The sequence below is a fragment of the Rhizobium sp. CB2179 genome, from assembly GCF_057653455.1.
In genome coordinates this window covers 738,013-760,273 of record NZ_JBYGKR010000002.1, presented here as the reverse complement: position 1 = coordinate 760,273, position 22,261 = coordinate 738,013, and the positions used below count along the sequence as shown (strand labels likewise).

Below are 22,261 nucleotides of genomic sequence, written 5' to 3'. Positions count from 1 at the left end.
CGGATTACGACTAGCGCCATCTTGATTGCCAAGGGAGGAAAATCGCATGGCTGGAAGTAAACCGAAAATCGCGATCGTTGGTGCCGGCATGGGTGGTCTCGCCGCCGCGGCGACCCTTCGCCAGGTCGGTATCGACGTGAATGTCTACGAGCAGGCACCGAAATTTGCCCGCATCGGCGCCGGCATCCAGATGCTGCCGAATTCGTCGCGCGTCCTGCGCGGTATCGGCGTTCTCGACAGGCTTCAGAAACTTGCGTTCGAGCCCTATTCTCATCTCAACCGCGTCTGGGATACCGGTGAGATCAAGCGCGAGCTTCCGATGCCGGAAAGCCTTTACGGCGCGCCCTTTCTCTGCATGCACCGGGCCGACCTGCATGAAGCGCTTTATTCCGTGCTGCCGCCGGAGATCGTTCACCTCGGCAAGAAGCTCGTCGGCCTGGATCAGACGAAGGGCGGCGTGACGCTCTCTTTCGCCGACGGCACGAAGGCGGATGCCGATGCGGTGATCGGCGCTGATGGCGTGCATTCGCTGGTTCGCGACATCGTCGTCGGCCCTGACAAACCGATCCACAAGGGCCGGATCGCCTACCGCGCGGTCTTCGACGCGAGCCTGATGAACGGCGGCGAGATCCAGGCGTCCAGAACGAAGTGGTGGGGTGTCGATCGCCACATCGTCATCTACTACACCGCCGCAGACCGCAGCTCGCTCTACTTCGTCACCAGCGTGCCTGAGCCTGCTGACTGGCTGACCTCGGAATCCTGGTCCGCCAAGGGCGACGTGAAGGAATTGCGCACCGCCTATGAAGGCTTCCATCCGGAAGTGCAGATGGTTCTCAATGCATGCCCGGACTGTCACAAGTGGGCAATCCTCGAACGTGAACCTCTGGCGCGCTGGAGCGACGGACGCGTGGTGCTTCTCGGCGACGCCTGCCACCCGATGACGCCCTATATGGCGCAAGGAGCTGCGACCTCGATCGAGGACGCGGCAGTGCTGGCGCGGTGCCTTGCCGGCGTCGACAATGACGACATCGAAGGCGCGTTCCGCCGCTACGAGGCAAACCGCAAGCCGCGCACCTCACGCATCCAGGCGATTTCGAGCGCCAATACCTGGATGTCGGGGGGCAACGAAGACACCTCCTGGCTCTATGGCTACGATGCGTGGAACGTGCCGCTCGTGGGCGAAAACGATATGGCGCTTGCCGGATAAGGGAATGTCGATGTCCAACAGTGCAGCAAATGCGCGCGAGACGGCTTCCGGCGTCGCCTATGCGAGAACGTCCGATGGTATCGGCCTTGCTTATAGACGCAGTGGACGGCCGGGTGGGCCGCGCGTCGTTCTGATCCATTCACTGGCGCTCGACGCCAGTGTCTGGGATCGGGTTGTCGGGCGGCTGGAGGATGCGGATATCGTCACGATGGACTGCCGTGGCCATGGCAGGAGCGACAAGCCTGCCGGTCCCTACGATGTCGAGCGGTTCGGCGACGATATCGCCGACCTGATGGGAGAACTCGGGTGGAGTGACGCCGTCGTCGCGGGCTGCTCCATGGGCGGTTGCGTGGCGCAGACCTTCGCGGCGCGGCACCCCGAGCTGGTGCGCGCCATGCTGCTGATCGATACCACCGCCTGGTATGGTGCCAACGCGCTCACGGAATGGCGGGCCCGGGCGGCAAAGGCTCGCAGCGAAGGGCTGGCATCGATGGCCGAGTTTCAGGCAACGCGCTGGTTCGGCGATCGATTCCGGATGGATCATCCGGCGCAGGTTCAGCATGCCATGTCGGTCTTTACCGCCAACGATATCGATGCCTATGCCGCGACCTGCGCCATGCTCGGCGATGCCGATCTGCGCCGGCATCTGGGAGGTTTCCTGTTTCCTGTTTCGGTGGTCGTCGGCGAGGAGGATTACGCCACACCCGTCGAGACGGCCCGAGATCTCGCTGCGGCCATTCCGGGCGCATCCCTCACCGTCTTGCCCGCCGCGCGGCATCTGACGCCGATCGAATGCCCCGACCAGATCGCCGATGCGATCCGATCGCTGTTCAAGCGGACCAACGGCTAACGCCTAATGCCGGCGCTACGAAGGCGCCGGCCATCATCAAGGTGCTGAATCTGGGAGGATAGAATGCACGACAACACAATTACGCTGGCCGCATCCGCGACCGCAGATGGGCTTGAGGCCCACGATCCGAGCCCGGCATCCGACCGCGGTCGCGCCGCAGCGCTGACTGCCCGTTTCGAAGCCATTCCCTTTACACCCTGGCACCGCCGGGCGCGGATCGTCATGGGGAGTGCCACGTTTCTCGATGCCTTCGATGCCCTTTCGCTGGCATTCGTCCTTCCGATTCTGATCAAGCTATGGGAGCTTTCTCCGGCCCAGATCGGCTGGATGATCGCCGCCAGCTACATCGGCCAATTGCTCGGCGCCTTGCTCTTCAGCCGTCTTGCCGAAAGTTTCGGCCGCGTCCCCATGGCGGCAGCGGCCACAGCGCTGATGTCGGTCATGGGCCTGGCCTGCGCGCTCACCGGCAATTTTCAGATGCTTTTCCTATGCCGGCTGATTCAGGGTATTGGTGTCGGCGGAGAAATGCCGGTCGCCGCCACCTATATCAGCGAGCTTTTGCGGGCGAAGGGACGCGGCCGCTATTTCATGCTGTATGAGATGATCTTTCCGGTCGGGCTGATGATCACCGGCCAGGTTGGGACCTTGCTCGTGCCGATCCTCGGATGGACATCGCTGTTCTTCATCGGCGGCATTCCCGGTCTCGTCATCGCCTATCTGCTTTATCGGCTGCCGGAATCGCCGCGCTGGTTGATCGGCCAGCAACGCCTGGACGAAGCGGAAGCGATCATCCGCCAGGCTGAGGCGAGCGCAAGAAAGGCAAACCTCGACTATCAACAGGAGCCGCAATCGGCGCCTGAAGCGCCGGCTGCAGCGCCCGCCCCCGCACAGGTCGCCCGGCAGCCGAGAAGCCGCTGGAGCGAGCTGCTGTCTCCACGCTTCCGCGCCAGGACGTTGATCGCCTGGGTCCTTTGGGCGAGTTCGTTCTTCGTCGCCAACAGCCTCAACAACTGGATGCCAACACTCTATCACACCGTCTACAAGCTCGAGCTCGGAAGCGCTCTTCGGGCGGCGTCGATGACCAATGTCGCCCAGGTCGCCATCCTTCTGGTTTGCGCTTTCTGCATCGACCGCATCGGTCGAAGAACTTGGGCCATTGTATCCTTCCTGGTCGGCGCGGCGCTGTTGACCGCTTTGGCTGCCGGTGGCGCAGGCCAGCTCTGGTCGTTGATCGTGCTGGCAACGCTTGCCTATGGCGTTGTCGGGTCGATCAATGCGGTTTTGTATCTGTACACGCCGGAGATCTATCCGACGCGGATGCGCGCTATCGGAACGGGTCTTGCGACATCATGGCTGCGCATAGCCTCGGCCGTCGGGCCGACCACGGTCGGTTATATGATGGGGACGCAGGGCATCAATTCGGTGTTCATGATGTTCGCGATCGTCGCCGCCATCGGTGCGGTTGCGGCTATCGGAATGATCGAGACCGGGGGACGTCGACTGGAAGAAACCTCATCGTAAGGTCAGCATCACCAGTTCAGCGGGTGACAATCGAGCAATAGGGCAACGATGTCGCGCAAGCCGCCGACATCGTTGCCCTTTATGGTGACATGCGGTTCGGGAGAGGCTATAGGCGTTGTCAGCCTTCGCCGGCTCGCAGGCGCCATGGTCAACTCACACATGCCGGCAACCCGCTTACATCCGGCGATCCAGCGACTGTCTACCGTATAGAGGTGCATTTCCATGCCGATGGGCTCCGAGCATCCGCTGCGAAGGGAACTTCACAACGAGCTCCACGCGCGGCCGTCGCTTTACTTCGATGGCGACACGGATGTGTGGCACGTCGCCATCGTCGGCGAGAATGCCCCTCCTCAGATACCAACTTCCCTGCCGGGACTAGAAGATGTCTCCACGACCCGCGAGGGCAACCACGGCATCGGCCGCATCGGCGACGGCCGGCTGAAGTGGGAGGCGCATACCGAGTTCCTCACCCTGACTTTCGTCGTTCCCGCATCGGCCGAACCCGGCAGCAATCCGCCGGAAGCCTTTCAGGCCTGCTGCCGTCAGATCGACGGGAAGATCATCGCAGCCGTCCGCGTGCTGGTGCGGGACGACAAGGACGGGCAAGGTCCGGAAAAACCGAAGCTCGACTATGTCGCTTCACAAGTCGGCGGCGGCGACGCGGAAGTGCATTCGAACTTCCGGCTGACCGATAGCGGTTTCGTCGAATTCCTGTTCTTCAACCGCAATCTCAACGCCTATCGCACCGGCCGCATGGTCAGGCGTTTCCTGGAGATCGAGACGTACCGGATGATGGCGTTGCTGGCGTTGCCGATGGCACGCGAGACGGTGTCGAAGCTTTTCGTCTTCGATCGGCGCCTCGACCTGCTGATCTCGCATATGCAGAGTGCGGTCAAAGTCGACAAGGCCCTGCTTTCCGAGGTCACCAAGCTCTCGTCGGATGTGCTCAATTTCTCCGCTCTCGCTCGTCACCGCTTCGGCGCGACGAAAGCCTATGCCGAGATCGTCGCAAGCAGATCGTCGGAGCTGCGCGAGGAGCGCGTCGAGCAGCGCCAGCGGATCGGCACCTTCATCGACCGGCGCTTTCAGCCGGCCGTCCGTGCGGTTCACGCCGCCGAACGCCGCCTCGATGAACTGGCCGAACGTGTGAGCCTGGCCGGAGACCTGCTCAGAACCACCGTGCAGGTTCAGCTCGAAGATCAGAACGCCTCACTCCTGACATCAATGGAAGAGCGGGCGCGCATCCAGGTGCATATCCAGCAGGCGGTCGAAGGCTTCTCCGTCATCGCCATCACCTATTACACCGTTGGCCTCGCAAAGATCTGCCTGGAAAGCATCTCCGAACTGGGCGTCGATCCGCACATCGCAAAGCTCGCCGTTCTCGGCGCCATCCCGCTCGTGCTCTTCGCCGTGTGGACGGCAGTTCGCCATGTTCGCAAGAGCATTGCCGGCCACTCTCACGGTCCCGCATCAGAGAGCCATTGAGGCGACGCTGGCCGATGACCGCTCACCGCCGCCCTTTCGCGGCGGCGGCGTTTTCTTGCCTGCATCGGCAGGACGTCAGGATGCCATCGCGTAGTGGCGATGTTCCGATGCCCGGCCGCTACCCGTCCTGAACCGCCGCAGCAGTTCGGCAAGGCTTTCGGTTTCATGTGTCAGGCTCTGCGCGGCCGCCGTGGTCTCTTCGACCATCGCGGCGTTCTGCTGCGTCACCTTGTCCATCTGGTCGCCGGCAGCCGAGACCTCGCGCAGGCTTGTCGCCTGTTCGCGGGCGGCAACGGCGATCTCGGCCACGGTCGCATTCATGGCGGTGACCTGCTCGACGATCTGTTCGAGCGAAAGGCCGGATTCGCCCACCAGCTGGACGCCGGTCTTGACCTGCGCCGAGGATGTAGAGATCAGCTGTTTGATCTCCCTTGCCGCGTTGGCGGAGCGCTGGGCGAGCTCGCGGACTTCCTGGGCGACGACGGCAAAGCCCTTGCCTGCCTCGCCGGCGCGCGCCGCTTCCACGCCGGCATTCAGCGCCAGCAGGTTGGTCTGGAAGGCGATCTCGTCGATGACACTGATGATGTTGCCGATCTTGGACGACGAATTTTGAATTTCCGTCATCGCATCGATGGCGCGAGCAACGATCTCTCCGCCCTTTTCAGCATTGGTGCGGGCGGTTGCCACAACACCCTGGGCGCGGCTTGCGCCCTCCGCCGTTCCATTGACGCCGCGGGTCACTTCACCCAGCGCCGCGACGGTCTCCTCCAGCGAGGCTGCCTGCTGCTCGGTGCGGCGGGCGAGATCGTTGGAGGCGGTGGAGATTTCCGCAAGACCGGATCGGATGGTGCCGACCGCGCGAATGACGGCGTCAACCGCCTCTTCGAGGCTTGCGACCGAATTGTTGAAATGATCCCGGATCCTGACATAGCGATGGTCGACTTCGCCGACGCGGACAGTGAGGTCGCCCTTCGAGAGTGCGTCCAGCCCGACAGAGATCTGGCGGAAGGCATGCTCCATCACCTGCGCGTCGCTGAGCCGCTCGGCCTCCTGGCGGAGCCGCTCTTCTTCGGCCGCCAGGCGGGCGCGGTCGGCATTGGCTTCCGCAATCAGCTTGGCGCGCCCCGTTTCCTGGAAAACCTTCAGCGAACGCGCCATGGCCCCCAGCTCGTGGCGATGTTCGACGCCCGTTATCACGATCCCTTCCTCGCCGCGGGCAAGCTGCTCCATGGACTGCGCCATGTTGCGCACCGCCGAGGAAATCAACCGGCCGACGAAATAGGAAAGGACGAGGCCGATGACGATCAGCAGCCCGCTGATAACAAGCGTCGTGCTGGTCGCGGAGGCAACCGTTGCGTCCACCGAACCATCAAGGGTCTTCTGCGCGCCCGTTACCGTCGCCTGCAGATCCTTGAAGCCGCCTGAGATTTTCGGCGCGAGCACGCTGAGCTGCGTCTGGCGGATGTTGCCCGAGGCCTGCAGCACGTCCTTCATGTCGCCGAGACGGGCGGTGTAATTCTGCATCAGCTGGCCGGCGCCCATCAGGCGCTTCTTCTGCAGCTCGTTCTTTGCGGCTTTCGCAGCCGCTTCGTTGAGCGCGACCGCTTCGGCCAGTGCTGCCTGCGCCGTGTCATAGGCTGCAAAATCATCGGAGTGCACGAAGCGTTCGGAGAAATAAAGGCTACGGTTCAAGGCCTCCAGTGTCGCCGCGGTCATCTGCAGCAGGGCCACATCGTTCTGGCGCCAGGCGCTGCGCACGACATCGTTGAGCGCAATACTGGTCCAGGGGCCGAATTCGGTGACCTTGGAGATCAAGGCATCACGCCTGGCCTGCAGCGCGACGATCTGTTCGAAAGCCTTGCCATAGGTGGCGATGTCCTGGCGGATCGCCGCAAGGCCGGACTGCAGGTCCTTGTTGCCGGCAAAACGCGGGTCGTCGGCGTCGAACGCTTTCACGCCGGCGCGGAAGCGATCGACGACATCCTGCGTCGGCGTGGAGCGGAAGGCTTCCGCCGACATCTGAATCTCGTTCAGCTGGTCGCTGTAGTCCGAGATGGCGAGACTTTGGCCGGCCGTGGCGCGATAGGAAGAGAAGATCGAGGCGAGCCCGTTCATGCCGGAGATCGCGCTGACCGTGAGCAGGCTCATCAACAGGATCAGCGGCACGAAGCCGGAGGTGATCTGTGCGCGAATGCCGAATTTATTCCAGAAATGCAACATCATAATCCTCTTATGCTCACTGGCTCTTCGGCAGATAGGTGGCAATGTTCTCAGGTGTGACGAGTTCGAAGGGAACGTTGTTTTCGCGCGGCACCTTCTCTTTGCGGATCAGCTTGACGGCAGCGTCGACAGCGGCAGCGCCCTGCCCGACGGCGCTCTGGAGAATGGTCACGTCGAGATCGCCGGCGACCATCGCTGCGAGCGCGTCGTCGGTCGCGTCGACGCCGGCGACGACGACATTTTTCATCGGTATGCCGGCCTTCTTCATGGCCCGGATCGCGCCGAGCGCCATCTCGTCATTGTTGGCGATGACCGCGTCGAACTTGACGCCGGCCGACAGCCATTCCTGCATCTGCTGGTCGGCATAATCGCTCGACCAATAGGCCGCCTGCCGCTCGACGATCTGAAGGCCCCTGCAATCCGGGGTGGCAATGACGTCTGATATATCCTGGGTGCGGGCACGCGCGGCGGCGTGGAATGGTTCGCCCATCAGCACGACGACGCGGCCGTTGCCTTTAAGGAGCGCGCAGACCTGCTTGGTCTCCAGCGTTCCGGATTCCTTCTCGTTGGAGGCGACCACCACCTGATTGTCAGGCAGGTCCAGCAGGTTGGAAGGAACGTTGTTGATGTACACCAGTGGAATGCCGGCATCTGCCGCCATCTTGGTCATTTGCGGCCCGAGGTCGCCATCGGAGACGGCAAGGATGATCGCGTCGACCTTGTCGGCAATGAGCTTCTGCACCTGCTGCTTCTGGAGCTCCTTGTCGCCATTGGCATTCTCGGTGACGAGTTTGAGGCCGGATATCGTCTGCCCATGCGAGACAACGCCGTTTAGAAGCGCCGTCCTGAATTTGTCGAGACCGGACATCGAAACCCCGATCGTCTGGGCATGGGCAGCAGAGATCGATATCGCCAAGGCGATGGATGCAAGCGTGGCCGTTTTCATGAATTCCCCTGCACAATTCGGATCTGAAAGGGTTATTTCAAATTTTGGTTAAATTTTACTTTTCGGCCGGAAGAAAAAGGTTAAGCGCCAGGATATGATTGCGGTGACAATTCGACCAGAAGGTGGAAGGCGCCGAGCGTGATTTTGTCGGTTCCGACAACCCGCTGACCACCACCATCCTGACGGGACATCTGCTGCAGCTCGGCCACAGACGGATCGGCTTCATCTCCGGGCCGAGCGGCCTGCACACTGCCGACGAGCGTCTGAAGGGTTTCATGAACACGATGGCCGGCGCCGGTGTGGACATCGATCCTTCGCTGGTCGTCGAAGGCGGCTACACCAGAACCGGCGGCCATGCGCAGGCGATGCGCCTCTTGACCCGCCGCGACCGACCGACCGCCATCATCGGCGCCAACAACATGACGGGCCTCGCAGCGCTGCAGGTGATGCAGGAGATGGGTTTCCGCTGCCCTGACGACGTGTCGCTGGCGATGGTCGACGACGTGCCCTGGAGCAATGTCATCACGCCTCGCATCACCATGGTGGTGCAGGATGCGCAGAAGCTCGGCGAGCTGGCGGCACAGCGTCTGCTGGCAAGAATAGCAAGCCCGGAGGGCGCCGCAGCACCGCCGCAAGACTTCATCCTGACGCCGAGATTCGTCCGCGGGGAGTCGACCAGGCGGTTGTGAGTGCTTCTACCTGTCCTCACGCGTATGCCAAAGGCGCAAGACATAGATCATCGACTGCTGGATTTCATAGCGCAGCTCGTAACGACCGACAAGAATACGGCGGACCTCTCGAGGATCGAACTCCTCGAGCCGCTCGCCGAGGCGCGGCTGCTCAAGCAGCCGTGCAGGCGCTGCCGTCAGTGCCCGCACGGTTCGGACCGCCGCTTGCCGGTCGACCGGAGTGAGAAAGTCGTACAAGCGGGAGACGTCCGAGACCGCTTTGCTCGTCCACTTGATCTCCATCACCGAGGCAAAGAGATCGGCTCGTCGCTATCGAGGCTATCGGCCCAGGCTTGAACAGACTGGTGCTCGATAACGTTACCATCATCGACGTCGGCCAACGCCTCGAGCGTCAAACGCCGGCGCTCCTCCTCCTGGTCGATCCATGCCATGAGAGCCTGCTTGACGATCCAGCCACGCGAACGTTCGAGCCGCGACGCGAGTTGATCGACCTTTTGCGCAAGCGCTAGCGGAACATGAGCAGTCAGAACCTTGGTCTCCATCGAAAACTCCTCGTCAATCATTTCTAATCGTAGCGATTAATTTTGATTATATCCAGTCGCATGTACATGGCGAAGTAAAGTCGCGGCATGGCAGTAAGCTAACGCAGCATCGAGAGTTTTGAGAGAAAGCGCAGTGCCGAATTTTCGTCGGTTCGCAAAAACAGTCAAGGAACAAAGCGCAGGCGCCGCTCGTCCATTGAAAGACCGTCAAATTTGTCATACATGTGTGATGAATCGCAAATTTCGGGTGCCGTGAGTTTGGGCGGCATTCGGATCAGAGCCGAGGCGGGGTCAGGCGTGGCTATGCAGATGAAGGATCGCAGCAAAGGCTCCGGGTCGCTGGTCACACAGGTCGGCGAAAGCCTCCGGCAAGCCATATTGAGCGGCCAGTATTCCGTCGGCGACAAGCTTCCGAGTGAACATGAGTTGACCGAAACACATGGCGTCAGCCGGACGGTCGTGCGCGAGGCCGTGGCCGCACTTCGCTCCGACGGGCTTGTCGAGGTGCGCCAGGGGGCTGGGATTTTCGTACTCGGTGCTGATCCGGCGCTCTCCGCGCGGAAAGTCGACAAAGCCCGCGTCGCCTCCGATCTTGAGGTACTTGAGATCAGAACACCTGTCGAAATCGAGGCGGCAGGCCTCGCAGCCTTGCGCCGCTCGCCTGCGCAGGAGGAGGCGATATTCGAATGTCATCGGAAAATCCTCCAATGCATCGAGAGCGACCAATCCATTCGCGATGCGGATCTGGAGCTCCATGCCGCAATCGCCGAAGCCACGAACAATCCGCTGTTCAGGCAGTTCCTGGAGTCCCAGGGTTCGGCGATCATCCCGCAGTCGAGACTCGTTCCGGAAACGAGGACGGCCGAACAGACGGCCTATCGAAAGCTGATCCACAGGGAGCACGAGGCAATCGTCGTCGCCATCTCGGACAGAGACGATCAGGCCGCCCGCAACGCCATGCGCGAGCATCTGGTCGGCAGCCAGGCCAGGTATCGCAACCTGCTGAGAGATCTGCGAAGCTTTACGAGCTGACATCTGATCCAAGAGCTCACACGTTCCAGCCGATCATCAGATGACCATAACGGCCGCGGACAAGTCGTCTCACGATTTTCATGTTGGAGCGGCTACCGAAAAGGCTGAACGCTGCCGGTGCGCTCGAAAAGATATGTCTGCAGCATATGTGTGTGGAAGGGACAACGCATCCGGCTTAAGAAATGCAGGCGCGCTTATTGCTCCCGCGCTCTGCGACAGGTGGTGCATGGGCGGGATGGGACGGGCTGCCTGCCCATTCGCGATTGAAAGCTAGTTGAAAGCTTCGACGTCATAGGAAGGGGCGGCATCGTGGAGGAGACACGGTCAAGGTGGCGAGACGACGATGCCAGCCAACCACAGGAGGAGATTTTCATGCGTTCTTCACGCAGCCTTTTTCACACCGTCGCTTTTTCGACGCTTCTCGCCGCAGCATCTTTCACGACCAGCGCCGCACATGCGACCGACAAGATCACCATCATGGTCGGTGGCTATGAGAAGCAGATCTATCTGCCCGCCAAGCTTGCCGAATCGCTCGGATACTTCAAGGACGAGGGTCTCGACGTCGAACTCCTGAATGAAGCTGCCGGCGTCGATGCCGAAAACCAGCTTCTGGCGGGCGCCGTCCAGGGTGTCGTCGGCTTCTACGACCATTGCGTGGACCTGCAGGCCAAAGGCAAATTCGTCGAATCCATCGTCCAGTTCAGCCAGGCGCCGGGCGAGGTCGAGATGGTCTCGAGCAAGTATCCTGACATCAAGTCGCCGGCCGATTTCAAGGGCAAGAGCCTCGGCGTCACCGGTCTCGGCTCGTCCACCAATTTCCTGACCCTCTTCATGGCCTCGAAGGCCGGCCTCAAGCCCGGTGATGTCGTGACAATTCCAGTCGGCGCCGGCGGCACCTTCATCGCCGCCATGCAACAGAATCAGATCCAGGCCGGCATGACGACCGAGCCGACGATTTCGCGCATGATCAAGACCGGCGAGGCGAGCGTGCTCGTCGATATGCGCACGGTCGAGGCGACCCGTCAGGCGCTCGGCGGCACCTATCCGGCCGCTTCGCTCTACCTGGAAACCTCCTGGGTCGACGCGCACAAGGAAGAGGCACAGAAGCTCGCCAACGCCTTCGTCAAGACGCTGCGCTACATCAACACGCATTCTGCCGCCGAGATTGCGGACAAGATGCCGAAGGACTTCTACGTCGGCGACAAGGACGGCTACATCAAGGCTCTCGACGAGGGCAAGGGCATGTTCACACCGGATGGCGTCATGCCGGAAGACGGTCCGAAAACCGTGCTTGCCGTGCTCTCTGAGTTCTCCAAGAACGTCAAGGGCAAGCAGATCGACCTTGCCAAGACCTACACGACGGAATTCGTCAAGAACGTCAAGTAAGGCGTCGCGTCGCTTCCGGTCCCAACCGGAAGCGACCCTCCCGATCGATCCATGGGCATTGCGTGCACGCGCCCAAAGCACGCCTCAGGTATCATCATGCAACATGACAAGAACGAGATCCCGGCGATCGAGCTGATCAACGTCAGCCGCCGCTTCGTCTCGCCGACCGGCAAGTCCCTGACGGCCTTGCGCGATTTCAACATGACGGTCGCCCGCGGAGAGTTCGTAGCCGTCGTCGGCCCCACCGGATGTGGTAAATCGACGACGCTCAACCTCGTGACGGGTCTCGCACGCCCCAGCGCCGGTGAAGTCCGGCTGATGGGCGGCCCGATCACCGGCATTGACCCGCGTGTCGGCTTCGCATTCCAGACCGACGCGCTCTTTCCCTGGAAGAACGTCATCGACAACGTCATGGCCGGTCCGCTGTTTCGAGGCAAGTCGCGCGCCGAGGCAGAAAAGAGCGCACGCGACTGGCTCGCCCGTGTCGGCCTTTCGAAGTTTCTCCATCATTATCCCCACCAGCTGTCAGGCGGCATGCGCAAACGCGTCTCGCTGGCACAGACCTTCATCAACGAGCCGGAAATCCTGCTGATGGACGAGCCGTTTTCGGCTCTCGACGTACAGACCCGCACCGTCATGCACGAAGAGCTCTTGAAACTGTGGGCCGAGCGCAAGGCCTCGGTGGTGTTCGTCACCCACGACCTCGAAGAAGCTGTCGCCCTTGCCGACAAGGTCTATGTCCTGACCGCCGGCCCCGCGACGGTCAAGTCGGTCTACACGATCGATCTCCCCCGTCCGCGCGTCGTGTCGGAAATCCGCTACGAGCAGGCCTTCATCGACTACTGCAAGACGATCTGGGAGGACCTCCGCGAAGAGGTCGAGACCAGCTACCGCCGCGCGAGCGAAGCGGCCTGAGGGAGGATATCATGGCACACACCACTCTTGAGGCCGGTTCGGCCACCATGTTTCGGCCCGGCACGTCGGACACGGAAATCGAGGCGTCGGCGCTGAAGGCGATGCGCCAGCGCAAGACGCTGGTGCGCTTCTGGCAGATCGCCATCCTGGTCTTCGTGATCGGCATGTGGGAACTGTCTTCCAACATGCAGTGGATCGATCCGTTCTTCTATTCGAGCCCGAGCGGCGTCGTTCAGCGCCTCTACGAATGGGCAACCGAAGGCACCACGGAAGGTTCGCTCTGGTATAATCTATGGGTGACGATGGAGGAGGCCTTGATCGGATTCTTCGCGGGTTCGATCACCGGCGTCTTCGTCGGCATTGGCCTTGGCCGCAACCGCTTCCTGTCGGACATCTTCTCCGTCTATATCAAGGCGATCAACTCGATACCGCGCGTCGTTCTCGCCCCCATCTTCATCATGATCATGGGTCTCGGCCTGCCCTCCAAGGTTGCTCTCGCCTTCATCATGGTGTTCTTCGTGGTCTTTGCAAACGCCTTCCAGGGTGTGCGCGAGGCCGACCGCAACATGATCGCCAATGCCCGCATTCTCGGCGCCTCGGATTGGCAGGTCACCCGCACCGTGGTCATCCCGTCAGCGATGAGCTGGATCTTCGCCAGTCTGCATGTGTCCTTCGGTTTCGCGATCATTGGCGCAATCGTCGGCGAATTCGTCGGCGCCCGCTTCGGCATCGGCCAGCTCATCTCGATCGCCAAGGGTACGTTCGATGCCGCCGGCATGTTCGCGGCAATCCTCCTCGTCATGGTCGTCACGCTTTTTGCCGAATACATCATGACATTGATCGAGAACCGTCTGGCGAAATGGCGTCCGCAACAGCACCTCGATACCCAGTGATCAAATCGGCCCCCTCCCAAGGCAGATAGAGAAGAAGGCCGGGTGCCATGCCCGGCCTTCTTCATTTGACGCGCTCGAGTTTAAGCGAGCGGAAGCCGTACCGTCACGATGAGCCCGCCGCCGCCTTCCGCATCATCGAGCGAGACTGAACCTCCTGCACCTTCGACAACCTCCCGAACGATCGACAACCCCAGACCGCTCCCCTCAGCTTCGGTCCCCATGATCCGGTAGAACCGTTCGAAAACCTGCTCGCGCTCCCCGCTCGGAATACCCGGCCCGTCGTCCTCGACGGTCACGACGGCATTGCCGTCAGCCTGCCCGACGGCGACGGTCACCCGTCCATTCGGGCGGGTATAGCGGATCGCGTTGTCTATGAGGTTGACCAACATCTCGCGCAACATCGTCGCGTCGCCGTCGACAATGACCGGGCGGACCGCTTCCAGACCGACGTCGATGTTGCGCCTGAGCGCCTCTTCGGCATGCGCTTCCAGGATCTCGCGGGCAGCCTTGCTGAGGTCTGTCGCATCGCTGCGCGGGCGCCGGCTTCCGGGCTCGGCCCGCGACAAGGTAAGAAGCTGGCTGGCGAGACGCGAAATCTGCTTCGTGCTGGTGCGAAGGGCGACAAGCGCCTCGTCACGGCGAGCCGGATCAGCTTCCCGGGCCGCCACGCTCGCCTGCGTCGAAATCAGCGCGAGCGGCGTTCGGAGCTGATGCGCGGCATTCGATACGAACCGTCGCTGCGCGGCCATCTGGTTCTGGACGCGCTCCATATGGTCGTTCAGGGCATGGACGAGCGGCTGCAGTTCGCTCTGCACCATTTCCGGCGGCAGCGGATCAAGACGATGGCGGCCGCGCTGGCGCACGGCGTCCCGCAGTCTCAGAGCGGGCGCCAGACCCCGTTGAAGCCCGAGGATGGTCACCAGGCTCGCGACGAAGACGAGCACGAACTGCTTCGAAAAGTCCGAAAGCCACAATTGCCGTCGCATCGCATACTGGCTGTTATGCGTAACGGCGACGGTCACGGAGATCGTGCCGTCATCGGGCAGGCCGACGACAGGATGGTCGAGCATCATGACACGCACATCGGCACCATGGAACGCGCGATCGGCGCCTGCCCGCTGGACGGCCGGCAACGGCAAGTCGGGAAAGCCGCTGACCAGACTGCCCCACGCGGTGATCACCTGGTAAGATACCCGGTCGCCGAAGCCTGTATCAAACATCTCCAGCGCGGAAGGCGGCACGTCCACCTGGACATTGCCGCCCTCGTCGACGCGGACGGCCTCGGCAATGACGCGGGCCGAGGCCAGAAGTGTTCGATCCGTCACCAGCTTTGCCGTCGCATCCGCCGTCCAGAAGCTGTCGTAAAGATTGAAGCCGATCGCGCCGAACAGGGTCATCAGCACCCAGCAGAGCAATTGTACCCTCAAGCTGTGGCTGAGCCGCGCGATCGCCGCGCCGACCTTTGTAACGAGGCTACTGGACATGTCGGAGGAGATAACCGAGCCCGCGCAACGTCGCAATCTGAACCGAACTGCTCTCCAGTTTCTTTCGCAGCCTGTGGACGTAGATTTCGATGGCGCTCGGATCCGCCTCGTCGTCGAAACCGAAGACGCTTTCAGAAAGCGCGGCTTTCGAAACCGTGATGCCATGCTTCATGACGAGCTGCTCGAGAACGGCATATTCGCGCGGCGTCAATTGCAGCGGCTCGCCTGCGACGAAAAACTGCCGCGTCCCACCGGAAAAAAGCAGGTTGCCGACGGTGATTTCCGACGAAGCCCGATCCTGGCCGCGGCGGACCACCGCACGGATCCTCGCTTCGAGCTCGGCGATTTCGAAGGGCTTGGCGAGATAGTCGTCGGCGCCGCTGTCGAGCCCCGCCACACGGCCGTCCAGGCTGGCATTCGCGGTCAAGATGATGACCGGCAGCTTGCTCCCGGACTGCCGCAATCGCTTTAAAAGCGTTAACCCGTCAAGTTTGGGCAGAGCAAGATCGAGGATCATCGCCGAATACTCAGCCACCTTGAGCAAATGCTCGGCGTCCTCGCCGTCATGGGCAATATCGATAGCATATTGCGCCTGTCGCAGGGCTTTGCCCAGCCAGGCCGCCAGATCCTTGTTGTCCTCCACCACAAGCAGTCTCATCCGACCTCCTTAGCATGTGCGGATGGTCTGGCGGAAGCGTGACCCGATTTCCTCCGCCGAGGCCTGGCATCCATGGCGCGAATTGTCCGTTATTTGTCCGGCGCGCGCATTTTCCTCTGTCTTCAAATCGCCGAATATGACTTCATGATCAACCTGGATGGAGCAAAAAATGTCCGGCCATGATACTGTCCTTCTCGTTATCGACGCCCAGGAGTCTTTCAGACACCGCGATTACTGGGATGAAAACCTCGCCTCCGCCTATATCGATCGTCAGCAGGCTCTGATCGACGGCGCGGAAGCCGATGGGATCCCCATCATCCAAATCTTCCATGTCGATGAAAACGGCCCGTTTTCGGAAGCATCCGGGTTCGTCAGCACACTCGCCCCGCTCAGGATCGCCCCCAAGGCGACGTTCAGGAAGAGGCGCCATAGCGCCCTGGTCGGTTCCGGTCTCGACGTGTGGCTGACCGAGAACGGCGTCCGTCGTATCCTCGTCTCCGGCATCCGCACCGAACAGTGCTGCGAGACCACGACCCGTCATGCCTCCGATCTCGGCTATCAAGTCGACTATGTCGGCGAAGCGACGCTGACCTTCCCGATGACCGACGCCACAGGACGCACTTGGAGCGCCAAGGAAATCCGGGACCGGACCGAATTGGTCCTGTCGGGCCGGTTTGCTCGGATCGCGACCGTCGACCAGGCCCTGGCGGGGCGTGGGAAGTCACTCGCCACATGACGGACGCCGCGCAGCCCTTCGATATTCCGGTCTTCGTCGTCGTGCCGCCGCGCGTGCTGCTGCTCGACGTCGCCGGCCCCATCGAAGTGCTGCGCAAGGCGAACCTCGAACAGTGCACAGCGCGCTTTACCGTCGCCTATATCGGCCCATCGGCGACGGTCGGCAGTTCGATCGGCCTTGCCGTTACGGGAGTCGCCGCATTGCCGGAGAGCTTGCCCGATACCGCGCTTGTCATCATTGCCGGCAGCGCCGATGCCCCGATGAAAAACAGCGCCCCAGGGAACGAACAGGAGCGCGCCGACCAGGCTGCCATCGTCGCATGGCTGAGGCACGCCATTCGCCCGGGAATTCGTCTGGTCTCGATCTGCTCGGGCGCATTGCTCGCTGCCGAGGCAGGCATGCTCGATGGCCGCGATTGCACCACCCATCATGGCTGCATAGAGGATCTGGCGAGGCTCGCTCCCACCGCGCGCGTCCGGGACAACCGGCTCTATGTCGAGGATGGAGATCGCCTCACCAGCGCCGGCATCACCGCCGGCATAGACCTCATGCTGCATATCGTTGCCGAAGCGGCCGGGCACGCGTGTGCGCTTGCGGTGGCACGATATCTTGTCGTCTATCTCAGGCGCGGCGGATCGGATCCGCAGCTTTCACCCTGGCTCGAAGGTCGCAACCATATCCACCCGGTCATTCACCGTGCACAGGATGCCGTGGCCGCCAACCCGTCTGAGGATTGGTCGGTGGTGTCGCTCGCCCGCCTCAGCGGCGCCAGCCCGCGCAACCTTTCACGGCTGTTCAACGAGCAGACGGGCATGAGCGTGACGGATTTCGTCAACCGTATGCGCGTGGCTCTTGCCCGCGAGATGCTCGCCGGTTCACGGCTGGACATGGAGGCTGTCGCGATGCGCGCCGGCTTCGGCTCGGCGCGGCAACTCCGCCGCGCCTGGAACCGTCTGAATGACGGCCCACCGAGTGCGGCACGGTCGAGGCTACCTACAGGCTCATAGCGCAAGAGGAAGGACGGACGGGCCGATGCCCTACACCTCGACTCCCCAGATTTCGATCTGGGTCAGCGCCGGATAGGGCGAGGCGTCTTCGGCCTTGATCAGGCCGTGGAGTTCCACCCATTCGACGATGCAGGGTTCTATGGAAAAGCCCTGCGCGGTGCCCGATTTCACCAGCGAAAAACAGGAGGTCTTGCCATTCGAGAAGGTGACGCTGGCCTTTTCCCACCAGGAATCATGCGGAAAGTCGGCCCGGAGATAGAAAACGACCTCGTCTATCCTGACCGGCCTGCCGAATTCCACCGTCAGTGCTGCTTGCGGATCGCGATTGATGCCCCAGCTCGTATAGGGCCAGAAGCCGTGATCATCGTTGGCCTTCTCGCCGTCGATCGCGTTGCGCGCGGCGAAGACCGCTTCGCCGCGGGTCTCGACGTTGGCGCGCGCATGCGGAAACAGAGCCCGATTGGCGTGATCGTCCCAGGGGTTGAGGGCGAGATTGCGCCGATGGACGATCTCGTCAGGGCGTGTGCTTCGCGCTGAAAGCAGGTGGATATCGCCCCTGAAGGCATTCGGCGAATAGGGCTTGCGCTTATCGCCGAAGGGCACGGCGAGCGAATAGGCGCATTCCTTCATATAGACCAGGCCGGGCTGGACCGCGCCATCAAGGGAGAGGAAGACATGTCCGGGCTCGGAGACCTCCACGACCACGCGATCGCCTTCGCGATAGCTCTGGCGATAGACCAGGAACGTCTCGTCCCGGCCGATGGAACTCGCCAGCACCGCCCCACCGGCATCCACGATCTTCAGCATCAATTCCATGCTCGCCCTCCCCAGAGCATGATGCCGAAAAGCGTGAGCGATTTTCGGCATCATGCTCTAACTCTTTAATTCTAGAACAGGATTCAGATTTTTAAGCCGACCCGGCCTGAAATCATCCTGTTCTAGACGATCCGCAATCTCAGCAGCCTGCCGGCAAACGGCAGGCGCAACCGGTAGATTTTCTCGGGCCAGGCCGATCTCAGCCGGGCGTCCTCCACGACGATCTCGTCGATTTCGATCTCGCCGGCGCCCTCGACGAAAATGCTGCCGAGATCGGCGAGATCGATCCTGTCCGGGCCGACGGTCGGCGCCAGGCATGTCATCAGCGACAGGACCGCCGGCTTGCCGCCGTCATAGGTGTCGACGATCTCGACATGGCGGCCGCGCAGCAGGGAAACGACGCGCCGATAGCTGTGCAACTGCGCTTCGGGGGGATAGGCGTCTGAAATATCGAGCGCTATGCGCGCGCTCCCTTCGTCAAACCCGACCTCGACATCGCGCGCGCCAAAAGCTTCGCCGGCCGACTGCATGACGCCTGCAAATGTCGGCAGGTTGTGGAACGCCGACTGCATCGTCCATATCTCGTAGCGCCGCGCCGAAAAGGTTTTTGCGGTATAGGTCTCGACGCCGACATCGATCAGGAACGGACGTCCCCTCTTGTAGAGCGTCACGCTCCCGACATCGTTGTGATTGTGGCCCTCGCCATTGTTACCGCCCTTGACGGCAAGCGAAAACTGCTCGTCGCGGGCGATGAACAGGCCGATGCCGGGATAGAAGATATCGCGCTGAGATGCAGGATGCGGCGGGGCGGCAGCGGGAAGCGTCGGGCCGGCCAGCAGTTCCTGCACGCGATACCAGAGGTTCCATTCCCCGGGCATATGCGAATTGTTGGAAGCGGCTCTGTCGGCTGCGGCGAACTCAGCCAGCATCTCAGAGCCGACCGCCTGTCCGAACAGGTATTCCCGCGCGCTGCAGGGTTCGACCACCGCGGAGGAATCCGCGAAATTGAAATAGTAGCGGCCGGCCACATGCATATGGGCAATATATTCGGCTATGTTGCGGATCTTCGGCTGCTGCCAGACCCCGGCGAACGGGCCGGGCGCCACGGCGTCCAGGATGGTCAACGCACCATGCAGGCAGAGCGCGGCGTGGCGGTAATAGAGCACGCCCTCCTCGCAGGCGCCGTCCTCGGCATAGTCCTTCAGGAAGGCGTCGAGGCTGCCGAGCGCCTTTTTGACGACGGCGTGACGCGTGGGCTGATCTGTTTTCAGCGAGAAAACCGTCAACAGGACGTTCTGGCTTATCCATGCCGTCCAGTTGTTCATCCGCTCTTCGCCGCGGCCCATCCACCAGAAATGCCGGCCGAGATAGGGCGAGAGGATTCGGATCTCGATCTCGCGCTCCACGCGTGCCGTAATCTCGGGGCTGATGCCGTCGAGTTCGTCGCGAAACAATGCGACGACGGTGGCAAGCAGGGCGGCTGTTTCGGCGGCGAAGAGATCGACGACAGGCTGCGAATTGTCGGGAAGCGGCAGGCGCGCGCCGCTTCGTTCATAGGCGTTATGCGCCGGCAGCTGCCAGCCGCTCTCCTCCGCGATCAGGAAGATACCGTCGACGATCTTCGGCAGGAACCGCGCCTTGCCTTCAATGAGTTCACCGAGCACCAGATTGTTCAGCATCCGCCGCCGCGTGAAATAAAGCTCCTCGAAGCGCGCGCGGTTGCCGGTTTCGGTGAACTCCCGGTAATCCGAGGCCGCAATCAGCGGCCAGGCGCGCGCAACCGTCTCTTCGGCCTCGCCAATGACCAGTTCCCGTAGCGCTTGCGGCACAGTGCTCCATCTGAGGCGATCGGAGCCGACCGCCCCGGGCGTGAAATCGCCCAGCACATCCGGCAGCTCCCCTGAAATCTCGCTGAACATGTCCCTCCCCGTACCGGAAAAGCATCGATGGCCGTTTGGTCTGCATGCTCACCTATCATATGTATTTTTCACTTTCCATAGAATTCGTATGATCTATTCAGAACTTGTTTGACCAATACCGGATATGTGCTATGTCGTTGCGGGAGGAAGAGGAGGCATCGGTGTCCCTATCGAATTCGGTCATCGCGACGGATGGCGCTCTGGCAACCTCCGGCCGGAAGGTCGCGGTTTTGTCCAAGCGCCAGCGCAGGATCCGCAGCGCGCTCGTCGCCTATTCCTTCATTGCGCCGAATTTCCTCGGCTTTGCCGTCTTCACGCTCGGCCCGATCCTGTTCGCCTTCGTGCTCGCCTTCATGCATTGGGACGGCTCGAATGCGATCACATTCGCCGGGCTGGATAATTTCTGGCGGCTCTTCGACGACAAGGCCTTTATCGCGGCGTTCTGGAACACGGTGATCTATACGGTCGCTTCCGTGCCGGCGACGCTCATCTGCGCGCTCGGCCTCGCCGTTCTCCTCAATCAAAAGATCGCGGGGCGCGATTTCTTCCGCACGGCAATGTTCTTCCCCTATGTCGCCTCGCTGGTGGCCGTCGCGGTCGTCTGGAACATGATCTTCAATCCCGAGATGGGACCGGTGAACATGATCCTCTACACGCTCGGCCTCGATCCCAAGAACATGCCGGGATGGGCTGCCGATCGCCACTGGGCGATGGTGACGGTGATCCTCTTCGGCATCTGGAAGAACATGGGCTATTACATGGTCATCTATCTGGCCGGCCTGCAGGGCATCAATTCGGAGCTCTATGAGGCCGCCGATCTTGATGGCGCCAATTCCTGGCAGAAGTTCATCCATGTCACCGTGCCGCAGCTCGGGCCGACGACCTTCTTCGTCACAGTGATGCTGACGATCCAGTCCTTCAAGGTGTTCGACCAGATCTACATGATCACCCAGGGCGGGCCTGGCACCTCGACGCTCGTCCTCGTTTACCACATCTACAACGAGGCCTTCATTTCCTGGGATCTCGGCTATTCCAGCATGGTCGCGCTGGTGCTGTTCTTCCTCGTGCTCGCGGTCACCGTCTTTCAGTTCCGGCGCCAGAGGGAGGACGGCGAATGAAGATCGCAGGACGCAAGGTGACCGTCAGATCCGTCGCGATCTACGCCATCGTCATCGCCGTCACGCTCATCATGCTGATGCCGTTTGCCTGGATGCTTTCGGCATCGCTGAAGCTCAGCCGCGACGTGTTCGCCTTCCCGATCGAGTGGATACCGTCCGAGCCGCAATGGCATAACTACGTCGATATCTGGACGAAGATCCCGCTCGCGCTCTTCATCTACAACACGTCGAAGCTGACGATCATCGTCACGCTGCTGCAGCTTTTGACCTCCAGCTTTGCGGCTTACGCCTTCGCCAAGCTGAATTTCCCCTACAAGAACACCCTGTTTCTCGGTTACATCGCCACCATCGCCATGCCCTGGCAGGTCTATATGGTGCCGCAATTCCTGCTGATGCGTGAATTCGGCCTCAACAACACCCATCTGGCGCTGATCTGCCTGCAGGCCTTCACCGCCTTCGGTGTCTTCCTGATGCGGCAGTTCTACATGTCGATCCCGACCGAGCTCTGCGAGGCGGCTCGCATCGACGGCATGAACGAGTACCAGATCTGGGCGCGTATCATGCTGCCGCTGTCGAAGCCCGCACTCTCGACGCTGACGATCTTCACTTTCGTCACCACCTGGAACGATTTTCTCGGGCCGATGATCTACCTGACCAAGACCGAGCTGAAGACCGTCCAGATCGGCCTGCGCATGTTCATCTCGCAATATTCGGCCGAATACGGGCTCATCATGGCAGCCTCCGTTGTCGCCCTCATTCCGGTTCTCGTCGTATTCCTCTCTCTCCAGCGTTTCTTCGTCGAGGGCATAGCCTCGACGGGACTGAAGGGTTAAATCC

Annotated in this window: 21 protein-coding genes and 1 pseudogene; 13 read left to right on the top strand and 9 right to left on the bottom strand. The window is 61.6% G+C overall.

Annotation, left to right across the window (positions count from 1 at the left end):
* The first annotated feature begins 46 nt into the window (after positions 1-46).
* The 3 genes from AC244Q_RS27740 to AC244Q_RS27730 all read left to right on the top strand — a co-directional run bounded on the left by AC244Q_RS27740 (position 47) and on the right by AC244Q_RS27730 (position 3,578).
* Entirely contained in the window at positions 47-1,207 is a 1,161-nt protein-coding gene (locus AC244Q_RS27740) for an FAD-dependent monooxygenase (protein ID WP_012755434.1), read from the top strand.
* A gap of 4 nt (positions 1,208-1,211) precedes the next feature.
* Positions 1,212-2,057, top strand: a complete 846-nt coding sequence (locus AC244Q_RS27735; protein WP_128406872.1) for an alpha/beta fold hydrolase — start codon at positions 1,212-1,214, stop codon at positions 2,055-2,057.
* Positions 2,058-2,120: 63 nt separating this feature from the next.
* Positions 2,121-3,578 (top strand): MFS transporter, encoded by a 1,458-nt coding sequence (locus AC244Q_RS27730; RefSeq protein WP_128406871.1) that lies wholly within the window; start codon positions 2,121-2,123, stop codon positions 3,576-3,578.
* 8 nt (positions 3,579-3,586) lie between these two features.
* On the opposite strand, the gene AC244Q_RS27725 is transcribed toward AC244Q_RS27730, so the two are convergent.
* Positions 3,587-3,802: a hypothetical protein gene (locus tag AC244Q_RS27725; protein ID WP_128406870.1), complete on the bottom strand. Its 216-nt coding sequence runs from the start codon at positions 3,800-3,802 to the stop codon at positions 3,587-3,589.
* On the opposite strand from AC244Q_RS27725, the gene AC244Q_RS27720 reads away from it, so the two are divergent.
* Positions 3,801-5,063 (top strand): DUF3422 domain-containing protein, encoded by a 1,263-nt coding sequence (locus AC244Q_RS27720; RefSeq protein WP_128406869.1) that lies wholly within the window; start codon positions 3,801-3,803, stop codon positions 5,061-5,063. The genes AC244Q_RS27725 and AC244Q_RS27720 overlap by 2 nt on opposite strands.
* 75 nt (positions 5,064-5,138) lie before the next feature.
* On the opposite strand, the gene AC244Q_RS27715 is transcribed toward AC244Q_RS27720, so the two are convergent.
* The gene (locus AC244Q_RS27715) at positions 5,139-7,283 is read right to left on the bottom strand and encodes a methyl-accepting chemotaxis protein (protein WP_012755430.1); all 2,145 of its coding nucleotides are present in this window, start codon (positions 7,281-7,283) and stop codon (positions 5,139-5,141) included.
* Between the two features lie 16 nt (positions 7,284-7,299).
* Positions 7,300-8,229 carry a substrate-binding domain-containing protein gene (locus tag AC244Q_RS27710; protein WP_128406868.1) on the bottom strand — a complete coding sequence of 310 codons (930 nt, stop codon included), beginning with the start codon at positions 8,227-8,229 and terminating at the stop codon, positions 7,300-7,302.
* Between the two features lie 110 nt (positions 8,230-8,339).
* Here AC244Q_RS27710 and AC244Q_RS27705 point away from each other — a divergent pair.
* Positions 8,340-8,918, top strand: a pseudogene (locus tag AC244Q_RS27705) (substrate-binding domain-containing protein); the annotation flags it as partial.
* 6 nt (positions 8,919-8,924) lie between these two features.
* Here the strand turns inward: AC244Q_RS27705 and AC244Q_RS27700 are convergent.
* Positions 8,925-9,200 carry a type II toxin-antitoxin system RelE/ParE family toxin gene (locus tag AC244Q_RS27700; RefSeq protein ID WP_012755427.1) on the bottom strand — a complete coding sequence of 92 codons (276 nt, stop codon included), beginning with the start codon at positions 9,198-9,200 and terminating at the stop codon, positions 8,925-8,927.
* Positions 9,200-9,460 (bottom strand): CopG family ribbon-helix-helix protein, encoded by a 261-nt coding sequence (locus AC244Q_RS27695; RefSeq protein WP_128406867.1) that lies wholly within the window; start codon positions 9,458-9,460, stop codon positions 9,200-9,202. The genes AC244Q_RS27700 and AC244Q_RS27695 overlap by 1 nt, the downstream gene beginning before the upstream one ends.
* Positions 9,461-9,763: 303 nt before the next feature.
* Between AC244Q_RS27695 and AC244Q_RS27690 the strand changes: the two genes are divergently transcribed.
* The 4 genes from AC244Q_RS27690 (at position 9,764) to AC244Q_RS27675 (ending at position 13,686) form a co-directional block, all read left to right on the top strand.
* Positions 9,764-10,492 (top strand): FadR/GntR family transcriptional regulator, encoded by a 729-nt coding sequence (locus AC244Q_RS27690; RefSeq protein WP_206641091.1) that lies wholly within the window; start codon positions 9,764-9,766, stop codon positions 10,490-10,492.
* Between the two features lie 372 nt (positions 10,493-10,864).
* Positions 10,865-11,878, top strand: coding sequence for an ABC transporter substrate-binding protein (locus tag AC244Q_RS27685; protein ID WP_128406093.1), 1,014 nt, complete (start codon positions 10,865-10,867; stop codon positions 11,876-11,878).
* Between the two features lie 96 nt (positions 11,879-11,974).
* The gene (locus tag AC244Q_RS27680; RefSeq protein WP_012755423.1) at positions 11,975-12,793 is read left to right on the top strand and encodes an ABC transporter ATP-binding protein; all 819 of its coding nucleotides are present in this window, start codon (positions 11,975-11,977) and stop codon (positions 12,791-12,793) included.
* Between the two features lie 11 nt (positions 12,794-12,804).
* Entirely contained in the window at positions 12,805-13,686 is an 882-nt protein-coding gene (locus AC244Q_RS27675) for an ABC transporter permease (RefSeq protein ID WP_113547399.1), read from the top strand.
* An 80-nt stretch (positions 13,687-13,766) separates the two neighbouring features.
* Here the strand turns inward: AC244Q_RS27675 and AC244Q_RS27670 are convergent, their stop codons facing one another.
* Entirely contained in the window at positions 13,767-15,170 is a 1,404-nt protein-coding gene (locus AC244Q_RS27670; protein WP_128406094.1) for a sensor histidine kinase, read from the bottom strand.
* Positions 15,160-15,828 (bottom strand): response regulator, encoded by a 669-nt coding sequence (locus tag AC244Q_RS27665; protein WP_113547397.1) that lies wholly within the window; start codon positions 15,826-15,828, stop codon positions 15,160-15,162. Before AC244Q_RS27665 ends, AC244Q_RS27670 begins: the two co-directional genes overlap by 11 nt.
* A gap of 157 nt (positions 15,829-15,985) precedes the next feature.
* Here AC244Q_RS27665 and AC244Q_RS27660 point away from each other — a divergent pair, with 157 nt between their 5' ends.
* Together AC244Q_RS27660 and AC244Q_RS27655 are read left to right on the top strand one after the other, a co-directional pair.
* Positions 15,986-16,564 carry an isochorismatase family protein gene (locus AC244Q_RS27660; RefSeq protein WP_206641052.1) on the top strand — a complete coding sequence of 193 codons (579 nt, stop codon included), beginning with the start codon at positions 15,986-15,988 and terminating at the stop codon, positions 16,562-16,564.
* Positions 16,561-17,571 (top strand): GlxA family transcriptional regulator, encoded by a 1,011-nt coding sequence (locus tag AC244Q_RS27655; RefSeq protein ID WP_128406096.1) that lies wholly within the window; start codon positions 16,561-16,563, stop codon positions 17,569-17,571. The genes AC244Q_RS27660 and AC244Q_RS27655 overlap by 4 nt, the downstream gene beginning before the upstream one ends.
* Positions 17,572-17,601: 30 nt before the next feature.
* Here the strand turns inward: AC244Q_RS27655 and AC244Q_RS27650 are convergent, their stop codons facing one another.
* Both AC244Q_RS27650 and AC244Q_RS27645 read right to left on the bottom strand, forming a co-directional pair.
* Complete coding sequence (locus AC244Q_RS27650; protein ID WP_128406097.1) at positions 17,602-18,387, bottom strand: carbohydrate-binding protein; 786 nt, start codon at positions 18,385-18,387, stop codon at positions 17,602-17,604.
* Between the two features lie 122 nt (positions 18,388-18,509).
* Positions 18,510-20,306, bottom strand: coding sequence for a heparinase II/III domain-containing protein (locus AC244Q_RS27645; protein ID WP_128406098.1), 1,797 nt, complete (start codon positions 20,304-20,306; stop codon positions 18,510-18,512).
* Between the two features lie 131 nt (positions 20,307-20,437).
* On the opposite strand from AC244Q_RS27645, the gene AC244Q_RS27640 reads away from it, so the two are divergent.
* Both AC244Q_RS27640 and AC244Q_RS27635 read left to right on the top strand, forming a co-directional pair.
* A complete protein-coding gene (locus AC244Q_RS27640; RefSeq protein WP_128406099.1) occupies positions 20,438-21,424 on the top strand; it encodes a carbohydrate ABC transporter permease in 987 nt (328 codons plus the stop codon).
* On the top strand, positions 21,421-22,257 hold the full coding sequence (locus tag AC244Q_RS27635) for a carbohydrate ABC transporter permease (protein ID WP_128406100.1): 837 nt from the start codon (positions 21,421-21,423) through the stop codon (positions 22,255-22,257). The genes AC244Q_RS27640 and AC244Q_RS27635 overlap by 4 nt, the downstream gene beginning before the upstream one ends.
* Positions 22,258-22,261 lie beyond the last annotated feature (4 nt).